Source organism: Lysobacter sp. CA196 (assembly GCF_052078695.1).
Taxonomy (GTDB): domain Bacteria; phylum Pseudomonadota; class Gammaproteobacteria; order Xanthomonadales; family Xanthomonadaceae; genus Lysobacter.
Window position 1 is genome coordinate 18,841 of sequence record NZ_JBQJIN010000023.1, and the last position, 15,896, is coordinate 34,736.

Consider the following 15,896-nt stretch of genomic DNA (forward strand, 5'->3'; position numbering starts at 1 on the left):
GTCCCGCTGGCGGGACAAACCGGCCCGACGAACGCGGCTTGTATTCCTTCCGGGCGGTGCCAATCTCGGTGATATGCACCTGCCCACCGAAGCCCCGATCCCCGACACCCCGGCCCAGCGCAAAGCCGACCGCAGCCGGCTGATGCGCGCACTCAACGCCAGCCTGGCCTTCGTCCTGGTGCTGATCGCGGTGTTCACCGCCCAGGGCCAGTTCGACGTGCGCGCCTTCACCGTCCAGCCGTGGTCGGCCGAAGGCTTGGTCGGCCTGCTGACCGCGCCGCTGCTGCACGGTTCGATCGAGCACCTGGCCGCGAACGCGACCTCGCTGTTGCTGCTCGGCACCCTGGCCGGCGCGGTCTATCCGAAGGCGACCCTGCGCGCGCTGCCGATCCTGTGGCTCGGCGCCGGCCTCGGTGCCTGGCTGCTGGGCGATCCGGGCAGCTATCACCTGGGCGCCAGCGGCCTCACTCATGGCCTGATGTTCCTGGTCCTGACCCTCGGCGTGCTGCGTCGCGACCGCCCCTCGATCGCCGCAGCGATGATCGCCTTCCTGCTCTACGGCGGCATGCTGCTGACCGTGCTGCCGCGCGAGATCGGCGTGTCCTGGCAGGCCCACCTGGGCGGCGCGGTCGCCGGCGTCGTCGCCGCGTTTCTGTTCCGCCTGCGCGACCCGCTGCCGCCGCGCAAACGCTACAGCTGGGAAGACGAGGACGAAGAACTGGTGCCGGCGCGCGACGAACTGGAACCACCGAGCCCGCAGCGCGTACCGGTGCTGTGGAACCGCCCGGTCGACGGTGAGCGCGGCGTGGTGCTGGAGTTTCCGTCGCGGCAGAGGCACGAGGACTAGCGACCACCACCACGCGTTCCGCACCGGCTGGCGCTAAAGTGTCGCCACGTCCGCAGACGGATCGCCCGATCATGGCCCGCACCACGCCGAAGACATCGGACCGCCACGTCTGCGCGACGCCGCGACCCCTTCTTTGGAGCCCGACCATGCGCCGCCTGACCGTCCCGTTCGCGTGCAGCCTGCTGCTCGCCGCCTCGCCGCTCGTCTACGCCAAGAACGCCTGCATGATCGAAGGCCAGGTGCTCGGCCAGATGATCAACGAATGCACCGAGACCGATCTGCCGGCCTCCGACGAGGCCAGCAAACCGCAATGCAACAGCTCGCTGCCGGGTCTGGCGGAAATCGGCGGCCAGGTCTCGGCCCGGCCGGTCGCGGCCTGCCCCTCGGGCGCGGTGGCGATCTGCGATTCGCCGATGAACGCCAAGGCGCGCATCTACTACTACAAGCGCAACGCCGCGCAGATCGCCGCGATCAAGCAGGCCTGCGAGATGCAGCGCGGCCAGTGGGTCAAGCCGTGAGGCCAAGCGCTGCGCTTGCCGCGGCGCGTGTGAGGCCTGCTGCCGCCATTGTCGCGGCGCTGACCATCGCGACCGCGCCGGCGGCGGCGCAGACTTCCGAATCCCCGCAGCCGCCTGCGTTCGACCGGCCCGGCATTTCGTTCTCTACCGCCACCCTGCCGCGCGGCGCCTTCGCCTGGGAGCAGGGTCTGCCGGATTTCGTCCGCGACGACGACGGCGGCAGGCGCAGCCGGCTCTACAGCGCCAACACCAATCTGCGCTTGGGCCTGAGCGACCGGGTCGAGCTGCAACTGGCGACCTCGGCCTACAACCGCCTGCGCGAACGCGACGGCGACGGCCGCCGCTCGCGCCACGGCGCCGGCGACACCGGCCTCGCGGTCAAGGTCGCGCTGCCGTCCTCGCACAAGACTTTTTCGTGGGCCGTGCTCGGCGCGGTCACCGCCGCCAGCGGTGATCGCGACTTCAGCAACGGCGCGACCCAGTACACCCTCGGCACCACGCTCGGCTACGACTTCAGCGAGCGCCTGGCCGGCGCCTTGTACTTCAATCTCGACCGCAGCGACGGCAGCGACACCTGGACCTGGTCGCCGAGCCTGAGCTTCGCGCTCAGCGACCGCACCGCGGTCTATGCCGAGGCCGGTATGTCGCGCAGCGATCACGCCTCGACCACCTCGGTCGCGGGCGGCGGGGTCACCTGGATGGCGACCCCGCGCGTGCAGCTCGACGCGTCCTTCGACGTCGGCCTGGACCGCAACAGCCCCGATCTACAGGGAGGTCTTGGGGCGTCGTTCTACTTCGACTGAGCCGCGCAAGGCCGCGGCCGTGCCCACGCCGGTGGCGATCGCCGCGGCGTAGTCCGGCGCCTGCGGGCCCGCCGACTCGTAGGTCCACAGGAAGCCGCCACCGATGCCGTCGCTCGCCCATTGCGCGTACTGCTGCTGGACCTGGTTCGGGGTCGAATCGGTGGACACGCCGGGAATCACGAAGCTCGCCGGGAAGCCGCTGCCGAGCGTCTGCTGCAGCGCCTGGATCCACTCTTCGGGGTCGTTGCCGGCGCCGCCGGAATAGCACTGCAGGTTGAACGCGATCACCAGGCCGGGGTCGGTCTTCTGCAGTTCGGCCAGGCAACCCACCCAGAACCCGGGGTTGTAGTAGGGGCAGAAGGTGACCTTGAAGCCGGCCTTGCCGAGCATGCGGCTGAAGGCGACGATCAGTTTCTGATCCTGCATTTCCTCGTCGTCCAGATCGACCGCCTCGATCGCCGGGAAGGTTTTCTTCAACGCGACCAGGTTCTGGAACAGCGGGTTCTTCTCGCCGCTGCCGAACTCGGCGATCAGCTTTTGGATGTTGCCGTAGTCGCCGACCCCGCCGCCGCCGATCGACAGCCATACCCGCTCGATGCCGGTCTTGCCTTCGGTCAGCGAATTGACCAGGGGCACCCATTCCGGCGGACCGACGTACTGGCCGTTGGACACGATCTCCAGGTCGTTGTAGTACAGGTCGCCCTTGTACTTGTCCGGCGCCGGCGGCGATTTGTCCTGGTAGTGCGGATGCGCCAGAGCCAGGATCGCGGTGTTGAAACCGGACGCCTTGAGGCCGTTGATATAGGTCTGACCACCGTTCTTGGAGAACAGGCCTTCGCAGTAGGCGGCGACGATGGACGTGCTTGCGTTGGACATGATCGGCTCCTGGTTGTGGGTGAGCCTTTGGACCAACGCGCGCATGCGCTGCGCTCGGACAGGTTTTGCGCGGCAGATCGCGTCTTTGCGACCGGCTTCGCATTCCTCAACGCGCGGGCGCAGCATTAGCCCAGCGACATGACGATCGCCATCGCCGCAAGTCGCTTGGACGCTCGACTTTCGCGACCGTCATCGCAGTATCGAAAAGTCTGGGAATCGCCCTAGTTGGCCGCATTCAGCTTGCGGCGCACAGTGCCCGCCTTCCTCCTCGCGAGCCTGTCTGCATGATTCCCTACGATCCGGTTTCGTCTCCTTCGGTCAGCCCCGTCCAGGCGCAGGCGCCGGACCCCAAGCAGGTCGACAGCGCCGCCGATCGCGTCCTCGATGCCGGCGACCGCGATTTCATGAAGGACAACTACGAAAAGCGCATGGACGTGTTCGCCAAGGAAATCAGCGGCCAGTCGCGCGAGTTCCAGGCCGAGTTGATCAACACCATCCTCGACCGCGACGACGGCGCGTTCAAGTCGTGGATGCACTCCGACCGCCTCAACTGGATGACCGACGACGGCGACATTTCGCAGCACGAAAAGAGCGAGGTCTACGCGGCCTTCGCCGAAGGCATCGACCGCGGCGACATCGACGCCGGCAAGATCGATGCCGGCTTCGTCCGCGGCAGCCAGAATCCGGGCTTGATCGGCCAGTACATGGACGCGCAGAACCTCGACGACAACGGCGGTTTCCGCCGGGCCATGGTCGCCTTCAGCGGCCTGAGCTCCTGCGAGATGCAGACCTTCATCACCAACGACGCCAACCAGGCGTTGATGCAGAAGTTCGAGAAGGCCGTGCAGGGCCACCAGGACTGGTACGAGAGCCTGGTCAACGACTATGTCGCCTCGGGCGGAGGCTATGCGAAGGTCTACGAAGGCGAGGTCGAATTCAGCAAGGAACAGCTCATGTCCATGCGCAGCGCGTTCCTGGCCGACGACGGCCTGCATACCAGCGGCGAATTGTTGCTGGCCTACCCCGACCGGATGGAACGCAACGAGCGCGTAACCGAGCAGTATCACGAACTCTCCACCGGCATGAGCGAGATCCTCGGCAAGGACAACGCCAACTGGGCCACGTTCGCGCAATGGGCCTCCGACGAGATCGGCCGCAACCTCGACGGCACCCTCGGCATCGCGCTCGGCGAAATGGGCGGCAACCCTAAGTACTGGCTGTCGGTCGGCAACACCATGCTCAGCTCGGACATCTCGCCCTCGTTCAAGCACTTCGTCGACACCTTCGGCGGCGGCAAGAATCGCGAGATGAGCTTCGAGCAGTTCTGGTCGAGCTTCGAGAACAAGTACGCCGGCCGCGAGCTGACCTATACCGACGGTCGCGACACCCAGCTCGACATGAAAAACGCCTTCAAGGCTTACTACGACTCGATGAAGCTCAAGGACGGCGAGGCCGCGATCACCGATCCGGCCAAGCTCGCCGATTCCAAGGACCATCGCGGCGAGTTGATGCTGTACGCCAACAGCCTGATCGGCCTGCAGGAACAGGACATCATCAACAAGGACATCAGCAACGGCATGCGCGGCTTCGGCATCGTCAATCCGGGCGGCTTCGGCGAGCACTGGATCGATCTGCACGTACCCGACCGCGACGGCAAGGGCGGCCGCGAGATCAACCTCAACCTGGACATGAAGAACTCCGACAACCGGGTCAACTTCGATTCCGGCCGCGAGTTCGTTACCGCCGACGGCCGCACGATCAAGCTCGGCGACGAAGTGCGCACGCGCCTGAACGGCCTCGACGGCAACCCGAACAACGAAGACGAAACCGACATCGACAACGCCGACACCAACCATTGGGAAAGCTACAGCCAGCGCATGGGCACGATCTATCACCTGTTCGCGAACTCCCAGCGCGACGGCGAGCTGTTCCTCGATGCGCGCGACGTATTCGATTCGCGGGCGAAGGATCTCAACAACAATCCTTGGCGGAGTTGAGGGATGAGAGAGTCGAATCTCTCAGCCTCTCCACACTGAAGGAACGACCACTCCGATACGGTAAACCGCGAACGGCTTGCGGTTGGCTCGACGGTTGGGCCTTTCTCAAAGTTTCTGCGCGCCCAAAGCTAAATCCCCCCTAGCCCCCCTTTGTCAAAGGGGGGAACAGCAACGCTTATCTGTGCGGTGGGAACGACTTGCGGCTGGCGATTCGCGTTCGTCGTTCGTCGTTCGTCGTTCGTCGTTCGTCGTTCGACGGTTGGCGGTTGGCGGTTGGCGGTTGGCATGGCCATAGCCTCCCGAAGAACGCTCCCTGCTCCAGAAAGCCACGCAACCCCAAGCCCCGCGCACACCGATCCCCCCCTTTGACAAAGGGGGGTTAGGGGGGATTTGCTCTGGCTCTGGCTCTGGCCCGCTCCGCCCAACCACAACACCCGCCCCCCCAACTTGGCGCCGCCATCCCGCAGTGGTAGCGTCGCCAGCGCAGTCCGCAGCCGTCCGTCGCGGGGTTCCGCGACCTCATCGCTTGGGGAATCGATGCGCTACTCGCCCTTCCGGTCCGTTGCCGGCCTCTGCCTGATCGCCACCCTCGCCGCCTGTCAGCGCGTCGCACCATCGCCGCCGGCACCGGATGGCTACGACGAAAGCGCCGGCGCCGATGCGCGCCGGATCGAAGCGGACCTGCGCTTTCTTGCCGACGATCTGCTCGAAGGCCGCGAGGCGGGCACGCGCGGTTACGACCTGGCGGCGCTGTACGTCGCCGAACGCCTGCGCGCGATCGGGCTGCGCCCGGCCGGCGACGATGGCCGCTATTTCCAGCGGGTGCCGATGCTGAGCGCGAAACGCGTCGACGGCGGCGGCTCGCTGGTCGTCCTGCGCGACGGCGTCGCCACGGCTTTGAAGTTCCGCGAGCAATTCCTGCCGCAGCTCAATTTCGACCGCGGCGATGCGCGGGTGACCGCGGCGGCGGTGTTCGTCGGCCAAGCGGTGCATGCGCCGGAACTCGAGCAGGACGATTTCGCCGGCGTCGACGTGCGCGGCAAGATCGCCGTGTTGTTCCATGGCGCGCCGCCGCGCTTCGATACCGACCGGCGCGCGTTCTACAGCTCGTTCCGGGAGAAGTTCGCCGCCCTGGTCGAGCGCGGCGCGGTCGGCGCGGTGATCGTGTCCACCGACGACGAGGAAAAACGCCAGCCCTGGGCCCGCGGCGCCGAGAATTGGGCCCGTCCCGGCATGCGCCTGCGCGATGCCGATGGGCACGCGCTCGACACCTTCCCGCAGTTGCAGGTGATCGCCCAGGTCAGCGCGGCCAGCGCCGGCGCCCTGCTCGACGGCGACGGCCGCACCGCCGCGGCCCTGTTCCGCGATGCGCGCGAAGGCAAGCTGCGCGCCTTCGCCCTGCCCGGCACGATCGAACTGTCGGCGCAGACCCGCATCGAACCGGCCGAATCGCGCAACGTGGTCGCGGTGCTGCCGGGCGCCGATGCCGCGCTCAAGCGCGAGCATGTGCTGTTCAGTGCGCACCTCGACCACATCGGCATCGGCGCGCCGGTGCGCGGCGATGCGATCTACAACGGCGCGCTCGACAACGCCCTGGGCGTGGCGATCATGCTCGAGGCCGCGCAGCAGCTCGCGCGTTCGAAGACGCCGCCGAAGCGTTCGTTGCTGTTCGTCGCGGTCACCGCCGAAGAGAAAGGCCTGCTCGGCGCCGAGTGGTATGCGCGGCATCCGACCGTGCCGCGCGATTCGCTGGTCGCCAACGTCAACATGGACATGCCGGTGCTGCTGGTGCCGACTCGCGACGTGGTGCCGATCGGGGTCGAGCATTCCAGCCTGCAGGCGGTGCTCGACCGGGCCGCGGACGAGGTCGGGGTAAGCCTGTCGCCCGATCCCTCGCCGCAGGAGAGCGTGTTCATCCGCAGCGACCAGTTCGCTTTCATCCGCGCCGGCGTGCCGGCGGTGTACCTGACCGGCGGCGTGCAAGCGCGGCAGTCCGGCATCGATGCCGGCCAGCAACAGCGCGACTTCCTGCGCGATCGCTACCACCAGCCCGGCGACGATGCGACTCAGCCGATCCAGTACGGCGACGCCGCTCGCCTGGCCCGGCTCAATGCGCGCATCGGCGAGTCGATCGCCGACGCGCCGCAGCGGCCGAGCTGGAACGCCGGGGACTTCTTCGGCCAGCGCTTCGGCGGCGTCGATGCGCCGCCAGCATCGGCAAGCAGTGTAGGGGCGACGCGCTGAGGCACGCCGAGCGGCGTGGCTATACTGCGGCGATGAGCGAAGTCGCGATGAAAACGCTGGGCCTGCTCGGCGGTATGAGCTGGGAATCGACGCTGCCGTATTACCGGCTGATCAACGAGACCGTGCGCGAACGCCTCGGCGGCCTGCATTCGGCCAAGCTGCTGCTGTACAGCGTCGATTTTGCCGAGGTCGAGCGCCTGCAACGTGCCGGCGACTGGGACGCCGCCGGCGTGCTGCTCGGCCAGGCCGCGCGCGCACTGCGCGACGGCGGCGCACAGTTGCTGGTGATCTGCACCAACACCATGCACAAGGTCGCCGATGCGGTCGAAGCCGCCTCCGGCCTGCCGCTGCTGCATATCGCCGACCCTACCGGCGCGGCGATCCGCACTGCGGGCCTGAGCCGGATCGGCCTGCTCGGCACGCGCTTCACCATGGAGCAGGACTTCTACCGGCAGCGTTTGGTCGAACGCCACGGCCTCGACGTGATCGTGCCCGATCCGGCCGGCCGCGAACTCGTCCACCGGGTGATCTACGAGGAGCTCTGCCTGGGCCGTATTCGCGACGAGTCGCGCCTGGCTTATCGCGAGGTCATCGCCGGCCTGGTCGCGCGCGGCGCGCAGGGCGTGATCCTGGGCTGCACCGAGATCGGCCTGCTGATCGGCGCAGGCGATGTCGAGATTCCCTTGTTCGACACCACCGCCCTGCACGCGCGTGCGGCGGCGTTGGCGGCGATCGAAAGCGCTTGAAGCACCGACGCGGCGCTCGTCCGGCGGCCTCGCTGGCCAGCAACACGCCCCGCGGCGACACTAGCCGCCGACCGACTGCGCGGAGCACGCCATGAACGACGATCGTCCGAACCCCGGCTGGTGGGGCCGTAATTGGAAGTGGGCGGTGCCGAGCGGTTGCCTGACCCTGATCCTGCTCGCCGGCCTGTTGCTGGTCGGCGTCATCGGCCTGGGCATCAAGGGCTTGTCGGGCGTGATGAAAGCCAGCGAGCCGTATCGGCACGCCATCGCCTTGGCCGAGGGCAATGCCGAGGTGGTGGCCGCGCTCGGCACGCCGCTGCGCACCGGCAGCATGATCCAGGGCACCTTGAGCACCGAGAACGCGAGCGGCCATGCCGACCTGGCAGTGCCGCTGACCGGCCCCAAGGGCGAGGCGACCCTCTACATCAAGGGCGAACGCCAGGCCGATCGCTGGACCTATTCGGTGATCGAACTGGCGATCGAGGGCAGCGGCCAACGCATCGACCTGCTCAAGGACGACGGCACGCCGGCCGAATCCACGCCGCCGGCCGACAAGCCGCGCGGCGAATCCGATCCCGAACCCGAGGTCACGCCCAGCGACAACCGCGACCCGGTCAGCGCGACGGCAGCGGCAGGCCGCGGAAGGATTTGACCGTACGCAGCACCAGGCTGGAGTTGATGTCGGCGCCGCCGGCCTGGTTGAGCAGGCGATCGAGCAGGAAGCGCGACAGATGTTCGAGGTCGCGCACGACGATCTGCAGCAGATAGTCCATGTCGCCGGTCAGTGCGTAACAAGCCACGACCTCGTCCCAGGTTTCGACGAACTCGGCGAAAGCGGCGACCGCCTCGCTGTCGTGGCGGCCCAGGCGCACCCGCACGAAGGCCTGCAAGCCCAGGCCGAGACGTTCCGGATCGACCTCGGCGCGGTAACCGGAGATCACCCCTTCGCGCTCCAGCCGCTGGACCCTGCGCAGGCAGGCCGAAGCCGACAGGTGCACGCGCTCGGCCAGCTCGGTGTTGGTCAGGCGGCCGTCGCGCTGCAGTTCCGCGAGCAGGACGATGTCGGTACGGTCGAGCTCTACAGTGGCCAATTCAGCGCCCTTCATGCTTTTGACGCAACAATCTTGCGCCAATCAGGCTTTGGTGCGCAACAACGCAAGCTTATTGCGCCTAAGCGCGGTTAAAGTCATCTGGTCCCCGATTGTCCCGGACGTACCAGGAGCCCCACGGCCATGACCCCCGCCACCCCGCAGCGCGTCGAACACCAGCTCACCGACAAAGGCTACGTGCCGGTCTATACGACCGCCGTGATCGAGCAGCCGTGGGCGTCGTATTCGAGCCAGGACCATGCGGTGTGGGCGCAGCTGTTCGAGCGCCAGCAGCAGGTGCTGGTCGGCCGGGCCAGCGACGAGTTCCTGACCGCCCAGCGGGCCATGCACATGACCCCGCACGAGATCCCGAAGTTCGACGACCTCAACCGCGTGCTGCGTGCGCACACCGGCTGGGAGCTGATCGGCGTCGAGGGCCTGCTGCCGGAACTGACCTTCTTCGATCACCTCGCCAACCGTCGTTTCCCGGTGACCTGGTGGATCCGCAAGCCCGAACAGATCGATTACCTGGCCGAGCCGGATCTGTTCCACGACCTGTTCGGCCACGTGCCGCTGCTGATGAACCCGGTGTTCGCCGACTACATGGAGGCCTACGGCCGCGGCGGCGTCAAAGCGCACGGCATCAACCCCGAAGCGCTGGTCCATCTGACCCGTTTGTACTGGTACACGGTGGAATTCGGCCTGATCAAGCAGGCCGACGGCCTGCGCATCTACGGCAGCGGCATCGTCTCGTCGAAGAGCGAATCGATCCATTGCCTGGAGTCGGCCGCGCCCAACCGGATCGGCTTCGATCTGGAGCGGATCATGCGTACGCGTTACCGCATCGACACCTACCAGAAGACCTACTTCGTCATCGACAGCTTCGAACAGCTGATGCGGGCGACCGAACCGGACTTCACCCCCATCTACGACCGCCTCGCCACCCAGGACTCGATCCCGGCCGGCGACGTGCTCGCCACCGACACCGTGTTCCACCGCGGCACCGGCGAGGGTTGGCTGACCGACGGCGACGTGTGAACGGAGCGGCGCGGTTTCGCAGCGGACGAATACGGATGCCGCTCCTGTAGGAGCGAGGTGAGTCGCGACCGCGGGACCCGCAGAGACAACAACGCCGACGTCATTCATCGAAGCGGCATGCATTCGCGGGGTAGGAGCGACGCAAGTCGCGACCGCCATGCTTCGGTCTTGCTGCATATCGCTCAAGCAAGATCTAGATCAGATGCCGCTCCTGTAGGAGCGAGGTGAGTCGCGACCGCGGGACCCGCAGGGACAACAACGCCGACGTCATTCATCGAAGCGGCATGCATTCGCGGGGTAGGAGCGACGCAAGTCGCGACCGCCATGCTTCGGTCTTGCTGCGTATCGCTCAAGCAAGATCTAGATCAAACGCCAAAAGCTTCCGCCACTAAAGCGGCGGGTTACTTTCTTTTGTCTAAAGCAACAAAAGAAAGGTAACTGCACTCTCAAGGTACAAGTGCATCACCCAAGCGGATCAAAGGCTTAAACCTCCTTCCTGGTAAACCGGCCTTGATTCAGAGTAAGCCTTTGATCAGTCGAGAATTTCTGATTTGCCGTCCGCCTAGGAAAAAGCGGGTCATCAGATGAAGAGTGATGCACTTGGTCCTGGTCAGTGCAAACCAAAGAAGTTGCTTTGTTTTGAATCACAAGCCCACACGATCGTTGCATCCGCGGGTATTTTTCATACGGGACATCCTTGTCCCGATGAAAAACGGCGCGCATCCCTGCGCGCCGCCCTCCGGGTCTTCTATTGCCTTCGCTAGTGCGCGACGACGCACAGCCTGAGCCAGAACATAGGCCTTGGATCGAAGTGGCTCCGAGAGATTTTCGTCGACCGTGATTCGCGGTCGCGGCTCGCGCCGCTCCTACCCAAGAGCGGCCACGTTGCCGTTGCCGTTGCCGTTGCCGTTGCCTTGATGAGCTTGGCGCAGTACCGAATTCGCGAGAACACCGATAGACCCTGAGGGCGGCGCACAGGACGTGCGCCGTTTTCCGATAAGACAAGGATGTCTTATCGGAAAATCCCGGCGACAGCTACGTACTAGCAGGGGAGCTTCGTCAAGGAGAGCCCTTTTCTTTGGTTAGCTTTCTTTTGGGCTTAGCAAAAGAAAGTAACCCGGCCGCGTCAGCGGACGGAAGCTTTGCTCTTGATGTTGCTTTACCGTCCCACGGCCGGAGACGCCGAAGCGGGACGTAGCGCGGTCGCGGCTTGCGCCGCTCCTACCCTGCGACAGCACGCCGTTTCAGCGGATGACTTCGGCATTGTTGTCTCTGCGCGTCCCTTGGTCCCGGCTTGCACCGCTCCCACCCTAGAGCAGAACCTCAAGGACTCAGCCGGCAACGGCCAGCCGCTGTGCACCCGCGCGCACCGCCCCCGTAGCGGCAAGCAACTGCCCAGCCAACTCCCGCGCCGCGCTGCGCAACTCCGGTACCGCAGTGATTTCCCACAGCTGCGCCCGCAACAAGGGTCCGATCGCGTACAGACCGCGCACGGCGCCGCCCTTGTTGTCGAGCACTTCGAACCGGTCGGATACTTTCAAGCCCAATCCAAATGGATCGGCCGTGACCAGGCCCGATTCGCGCAAATGCGCGACCAACGGATGGGTAGTGCGCTCGACATCGGTGTCGAGCCCGGTTGCGCGGATCAGTACATCGTAACGCTCGCTGTGCAGGGCGCTGCCACCGCGTTCGCGGATCAGGACCTCGACCGCGTCGTCGCCACGTCGCGCGCGCAGCAAGCGGCCGGCACGCACTTGCAGTTGCCCGCTGTCGCGCAAGGCCTGCAGTTCTTCGGCGAGTTGCGGCGCGATACGGTGGCGCACGACTTCCCAGTACGAACGCAGGTGGCGCAGGAAACTCGCGCGTTGCGGCAACGACACCCCGCGCCAGAACGTCTGCAGATGCGGGCGCAATGCATCGATCAGGCTGCGCCAGTCGCCCACCACCGGCGCCAGCGTGCGTACGGCCCGCAAGACTTCGCGCGGCGCATGCGTATGCAACGCCTGCAGCACCGCCGGGGGCAGTGCGATCTCCGGCGGCGGATAGTCGCCGTGCGTACGCGGCAACAGGCCGCGCCGCGACAAAGCCACGACGGGGCCGCGATGGCCGCGGCGCTGCAAGGTCGTCACCACGTCGGCCATGGTCAGGCCGGTGCCGACGATCAACAATCGCGCGTCCGGAGCAATCGCGTCGATGGCGCGGTCCTGCCACGGCCAGTTCAGATAGCTCGGATGGATCGCCAGGCGCGGCCCGACCCCGGCCAGCGCTTGCGGCGGCAAGGCGCCGACCGCGAGCACGACGCGATCGCTAAGGAAGTCGCTGCCGTCGGCCAGGTGCACGCGAAAACCGGCCGAGGCGCGTTCGACCGCGATCGCTTCCTGGCGGATCTGGTTGAATGCCGCGGTGCTGCCGGCTACCGCGGTCTGCAATTGCACATGCAGGTACTCGCCGTAAGCCAATCGCGGCAGATAGCTGACCCGTGCGCGATCGCTGAGGTTGAGCCAGTCGGCGAAGGCGCCGGGCTGATCGGGCGTCGCGCCGAGCTCGCTCGCGCGCACGTTGAGCAGATGCTCGGGTCGCGCTTCGCCGTAGGCCACGCCGCGGCTGTAACTGTCGGCCACGCCGATCAGGCACAGCTCCACGCCGGGCCCCGCCTGCCGCGCCAATTCGCTGGCGAGCGCGCTGCCGCTGAAACCCGCTCCGACGATCGTGATCCGCATGAAGTGCTCCTGTCGCGAGGTGATACCAAGGAGCTTCCGTTCTAGTGGATCGCCCGCGCCGATGCGTAAAGCGCCGGTTACCGTTGCGTAAAGACACCCGAACCATGTGGAACGTCGATATGACGATCGGGCATGAGCGCGGACACCGAATTGCAATGCGGTTCGCAGCTTGTGTGCAGTGGGCTGGACCGCGCCCGTGCAACTTCGCGGCGCTGCTGGCCGTAGCCCCCTGTAGGAGCGGCGCAAGCCGCGACCGCGCCGTTTCCGGTTGCGGCGTTTCTTGCTGCAGAGCGATGAAGCAACATCAAGATCTAAAGCTTCCGCCCGCTGACGCGGCTGGGCTGCTTTCTTTTGTCTAAAGCAACAAAAGAAAGGTCACCAAAGAAGAGTGCTTTTCTTTGAATCAAAGGCCCGCACGATCGCCGCCGACGCGGAGATGCTCCAGACAGGCCATCCATGGCCTGCTTGCGCACGGCCCGCATCCCTGCGGGCCGCCCTACGGGTCTTCATTTGACCGGCAAAACGGAGAATCAGCGATAGCGGATCAAAAACTGGGCAACGGCAAAAACACTGCAAGTGCGTCGCAACTGAGAACGTTGGACCGCCGTACACGCGGGGATGACGGCTGCAAGAGCCGCGCGAAAACCCACCCACCGCCATTCCGTAAAAGCAGGCCCCCTCACTTCGCCTCAGCAAGCACCTTCGCTTGCCCGTAAGGCTTGCCATCGAGTTTTCCGCGCTTGATCCAATCCAGTTGCATCGCGAAATAACCCTCGGCGATGCGGGTGTGCTGGCGTTCGCCCTTGGCGTCGAGTTCGAACTCGAGGATGCCGTGGTCGGCGGCCGGGAACAACGCAGTGGTGATAGGGCGGCTTTCGCCGGCCAATCCGATCAGGCGCTTCTGGGTTTCGTCCGACGGCGCTTCGACGTCGGAGCCGCCCAGGATCCACAGCTCCGGCACGGGCAGGCTGCGCAGCACCGGCATCGGGTCGTAGTCCCAGCTCACGTCGACGTCTTGCTTGGCCAGCTCGGCCAACACCTCGGCCCGGGTGTGGTTGACGATCAGGCCGGTGAACTCGCCCTTGAGCGCCTTCCACCACGGCTGCGCCGCGTACTTCGCACGCACCGCGTCGAGTTCCTTCCAGCCGCGCTGGCCGTCGCTGGAGGCGATCAGCCCGGTGACGTCGGAGACTTCGCGCGCCTTGGCCAGGGTCTGCGCATCGCCGAAGCCGGCGGCGCGCAAGTCCATCGCGACCTGGTCGCGGTCTTCGGCCAATACACCGTCGGCGAGGCCGAAGCCGACCACCACGAACTCGGCTTGCGGCTCCTTGCTCGCCGCCAGCGGTGCGACCCAGCCGCCCTGGCTGCCGCCCTGGAAGCCGGTGCGGCCGGCGCGCGGCCCGGCCAGGCGCTTGGCCTCGCGCAACGCCGCCGCGGCGTCGTCGGAGAGTTGGTAGAAGTTCTGGTTGTACTTGCCGGTCGAGCCGCCGGTGCCGCGCTTGTCGTAGACGAACACGCCGACGCCGTGGGCCGGGAACAGGTTCTGCAGGTGGTACAGGTCCACGCCGGAGTAATTCTCCGAGCCGTGCACCAACACCACCAACGGCACCGGGCCCTGGCCCGGCGGCAGTACCAGGCGGCCGCGCAGCTCGACGCCGTTGCCCTGGAAGCGGGTTTCGGTGACGTCGAACTTCAGCTTGCGACCGTCATGGCCGGCGTAACGGATGCGGCCATCGGCGCAATCGCCGAACGACACCGCCGCGCCGTCGGCCTGGTCGGTCCAGCCGCGCGTGCTGCTCCAGGCACCGTCCTTGAGCGTCAGCTTGCCGGTGGCGCCATCGAGCAAGCGCCAGCGCAACACCCCGGCGACGCTGGTGCGGGCGATGTCGACCACGCGCTCGTCGTCGAGGCGATACGCGCCGGTGTGGCATTGCGCCTGCGCCGCGGCCGGGTCGGCGGCCGGCTTGGCGGCCTGAACCGCGGGTCCGGCGGCAAGGGCGCTGCCGCTCGCCAACAGTGCGATCGGCAGGACGTGGCGGTACAGGACGGATCGGTTCATGAGCGTTGCCGTATCGGTGAAGAGTGTTGGTGAGATGCGGCATCCACTCTTCGGGTTGCAGGCCATCGGCCAGAATCGGCTCAACCGTCGCCACTTTCTTTTTACCGCGCGCTGTGATCGTGCCGGCTGTAATCGTGTCGATAGCAGCCGGCATTCTTCATGCGCTGGCGCGCGCAACGTTCGCCGGCGCGACGGCCGGCTTCCAGCGCCGGTCGAACCAGACTTTCGCACCCACCGCGACCACCAGCGGACCGAACCAGGCCGCATAGTGCAAGGCGACGCCGTCGATCGCCGGCAACAGACGCGGCAGGCCGATGCCGAGGAAAGCGATATGGGTGGCGATGCCGTTGCCGATCATCGCGGTGTAATGCTCGATCAGCCACCAGCGCGGGCGTTGCGCCAAACGGTCGCGGCGCCAACGCTTGTGCAGCAGGTCGGCGCCGATGAACAAGCCAATGCTGGAGAAGCCGCTCAACAGCGGCGCGCCGACCTTCAGGCCGAGGGTCAGGATCGCCGCGCCCGACAGCAGCGACAGCGCGGCCAGGGCGACATAGACCGGACCGGTGTAACGCACGATGTCGCGCTTGTCGCGGACCGCGCGCCAGCTGGTCCACACGCCGGTGGCGGTGATCACCAACAGATAGCCCAGGAAGGCCGCAGTGATCGGCTGGCCGCCCTGCCACTTGTGCAATGCCATCGGCACGCCGGTAACGAGGATGCCGGTCATCGTCAGCAGGAACAGTTGCCCGGCGCGCCGGTGCAGCGGGCTGCCCTTGCGGGCCAGGCCTGCGGTCCAGAAGCCGATCAGCGCCAGGCAGCCGATCGCGATATGCAGGTATTTGATCCATTCGTAAGCCGATGCCATGGCGGTGTCTCCTCGCGTCCGGCGCGGTTACCGGGTGCGGCCATGGTGGTCGCGGCCAGCCGCGGCGGCAGGGCCCAGGAGTCAGGACTTCACCC

General features: G+C 66.4%; 13 protein-coding genes. 8 read left to right on the plus strand and 5 right to left on the minus strand.

Annotated elements, in window-relative coordinates; all coding sequences use genetic code 11:
* The first annotated feature begins 73 nt into the window (after nt 1–73).
* The 3 genes from ACTOWK_RS17740 (at nt 74) to ACTOWK_RS17750 (ending at nt 2,168) form a co-directional block, all read left to right on the plus strand.
* Nucleotides 74–847: a rhomboid family intramembrane serine protease gene (locus tag ACTOWK_RS17740; RefSeq protein ID WP_441331425.1), complete on the plus strand. Its 774-nt coding sequence runs from the start codon at nt 74–76 to the stop codon at nt 845–847.
* A gap of 146 nt (nt 848–993) precedes the next feature.
* A complete protein-coding gene (locus ACTOWK_RS17745) occupies nt 994–1,365 on the plus strand; it encodes a hypothetical protein (protein ID WP_441331426.1) in 372 nt (123 codons plus the stop codon).
* Nucleotides 1,366–1,394: 29 nt separating this feature from the next.
* The gene (locus tag ACTOWK_RS17750; protein WP_441331427.1) at nt 1,395–2,168 is read left to right on the plus strand and encodes a transporter; all 774 of its coding nucleotides are present in this window, start codon (nt 1,395–1,397) and stop codon (nt 2,166–2,168) included.
* Here ACTOWK_RS17750 and ACTOWK_RS17755 read toward each other — a convergent pair.
* Nucleotides 2,130–3,044 carry a hypothetical protein gene (locus tag ACTOWK_RS17755; RefSeq protein ID WP_441331428.1) on the minus strand — a complete coding sequence of 305 codons (915 nt, stop codon included), beginning with the start codon at nt 3,042–3,044 and terminating at the stop codon, nt 2,130–2,132. The two genes, ACTOWK_RS17750 and ACTOWK_RS17755, sit on opposite strands and share 39 nt — an antisense overlap.
* A 284-nt stretch (nt 3,045–3,328) precedes the next feature.
* On the opposite strand from ACTOWK_RS17755, the gene ACTOWK_RS17760 reads away from it, so the two are divergent.
* From ACTOWK_RS17760 to ACTOWK_RS17775, 4 genes are all read left to right on the plus strand, one after another.
* A complete protein-coding gene (locus tag ACTOWK_RS17760) occupies nt 3,329–5,041 on the plus strand; it encodes a hypothetical protein (RefSeq protein ID WP_441331429.1) in 1,713 nt (570 codons plus the stop codon).
* Between the two features lie 537 nt (nt 5,042–5,578).
* Nucleotides 5,579–7,285: a M20/M25/M40 family metallo-hydrolase gene (locus ACTOWK_RS17765; RefSeq protein ID WP_441331430.1), complete on the plus strand. Its 1,707-nt coding sequence runs from the start codon at nt 5,579–5,581 to the stop codon at nt 7,283–7,285.
* Between the two features lie 47 nt (nt 7,286–7,332).
* Nucleotides 7,333–8,031 (plus strand): aspartate/glutamate racemase family protein, encoded by a 699-nt coding sequence (locus ACTOWK_RS17770; protein ID WP_441331431.1) that lies wholly within the window; start codon nt 7,333–7,335, stop codon nt 8,029–8,031.
* Nucleotides 8,032–8,122: 91 nt separating this feature from the next.
* Nucleotides 8,123–8,683, plus strand: a complete 561-nt coding sequence (locus ACTOWK_RS17775) for a cytochrome c oxidase assembly factor Coa1 family protein (protein WP_441331432.1) — start codon at nt 8,123–8,125, stop codon at nt 8,681–8,683.
* Here the strand turns inward: ACTOWK_RS17775 and ACTOWK_RS17780 are convergent.
* Entirely contained in the window at nt 8,646–9,122 is a 477-nt protein-coding gene (locus ACTOWK_RS17780) for an Lrp/AsnC family transcriptional regulator (RefSeq protein ID WP_441331433.1), read from the minus strand. The two genes, ACTOWK_RS17775 and ACTOWK_RS17780, sit on opposite strands and share 38 nt — an antisense overlap.
* Nucleotides 9,123–9,263: 141 nt before the next feature.
* Here ACTOWK_RS17780 and phhA point away from each other — a divergent pair, with 141 nt between their 5' ends.
* Complete coding sequence (phhA, locus tag ACTOWK_RS17785) at nt 9,264–10,157, plus strand: phenylalanine 4-monooxygenase (RefSeq protein WP_441331434.1); 894 nt, start codon at nt 9,264–9,266, stop codon at nt 10,155–10,157.
* 1,331 nt (nt 10,158–11,488) lie between these two features.
* Here phhA and ACTOWK_RS17790 read toward each other — a convergent pair.
* The 3 genes from ACTOWK_RS17790 to ACTOWK_RS17800 form a co-directional block, all read right to left on the minus strand.
* Nucleotides 11,489–12,877, minus strand: a complete 1,389-nt coding sequence (locus ACTOWK_RS17790) for an FAD/NAD(P)-binding protein (RefSeq protein WP_441331435.1) — start codon at nt 12,875–12,877, stop codon at nt 11,489–11,491.
* A gap of 679 nt (nt 12,878–13,556) precedes the next feature.
* The gene (locus tag ACTOWK_RS17795; RefSeq protein WP_441331436.1) at nt 13,557–14,936 is read right to left on the minus strand and encodes an alpha/beta hydrolase; all 1,380 of its coding nucleotides are present in this window, start codon (nt 14,934–14,936) and stop codon (nt 13,557–13,559) included.
* Nucleotides 14,937–15,093: 157 nt separating this feature from the next.
* Nucleotides 15,094–15,801: a hypothetical protein gene (locus ACTOWK_RS17800; protein WP_441331437.1), complete on the minus strand. Its 708-nt coding sequence runs from the start codon at nt 15,799–15,801 to the stop codon at nt 15,094–15,096.
* Nucleotides 15,802–15,896 lie beyond the last annotated feature (95 nt).

Coding starts and splice junctions, on each gene's coding strand:
- ACTOWK_RS17740 (WP_441331425.1), top strand. CDS start 74: ATGCACCTGCCCACCGAAGCCCCGATCCCCGACACCCCGGCCCAGCGC.
- ACTOWK_RS17745 (WP_441331426.1), top strand. CDS start 994: ATGCGCCGCCTGACCGTCCCGTTCGCGTGCAGCCTGCTGCTCGCCGCC.
- ACTOWK_RS17755 (WP_441331428.1), bottom strand. CDS start 3,044: ATGTCCAACGCAAGCACGTCCATCGTCGCCGCCTACTGCGAAGGCCTG.
- ACTOWK_RS17760 (WP_441331429.1), top strand. CDS start 3,329: ATGATTCCCTACGATCCGGTTTCGTCTCCTTCGGTCAGCCCCGTCCAG.
- ACTOWK_RS17765 (WP_441331430.1), top strand. CDS start 5,579: ATGCGCTACTCGCCCTTCCGGTCCGTTGCCGGCCTCTGCCTGATCGCC.
- ACTOWK_RS17770 (WP_441331431.1), top strand. CDS start 7,333: ATGAAAACGCTGGGCCTGCTCGGCGGTATGAGCTGGGAATCGACGCTG.
- ACTOWK_RS17775 (WP_441331432.1), top strand. CDS start 8,123: ATGAACGACGATCGTCCGAACCCCGGCTGGTGGGGCCGTAATTGGAAG.
- phhA (WP_441331434.1), top strand. CDS start 9,264: ATGACCCCCGCCACCCCGCAGCGCGTCGAACACCAGCTCACCGACAAA.
- ACTOWK_RS17790 (WP_441331435.1), bottom strand. CDS start 12,877: ATGCGGATCACGATCGTCGGAGCGGGTTTCAGCGGCAGCGCGCTCGCC.
- ACTOWK_RS17795 (WP_441331436.1), bottom strand. CDS start 14,936: ATGAACCGATCCGTCCTGTACCGCCACGTCCTGCCGATCGCACTGTTG.
- ACTOWK_RS17800 (WP_441331437.1), bottom strand. CDS start 15,801: ATGGCATCGGCTTACGAATGGATCAAATACCTGCATATCGCGATCGGC.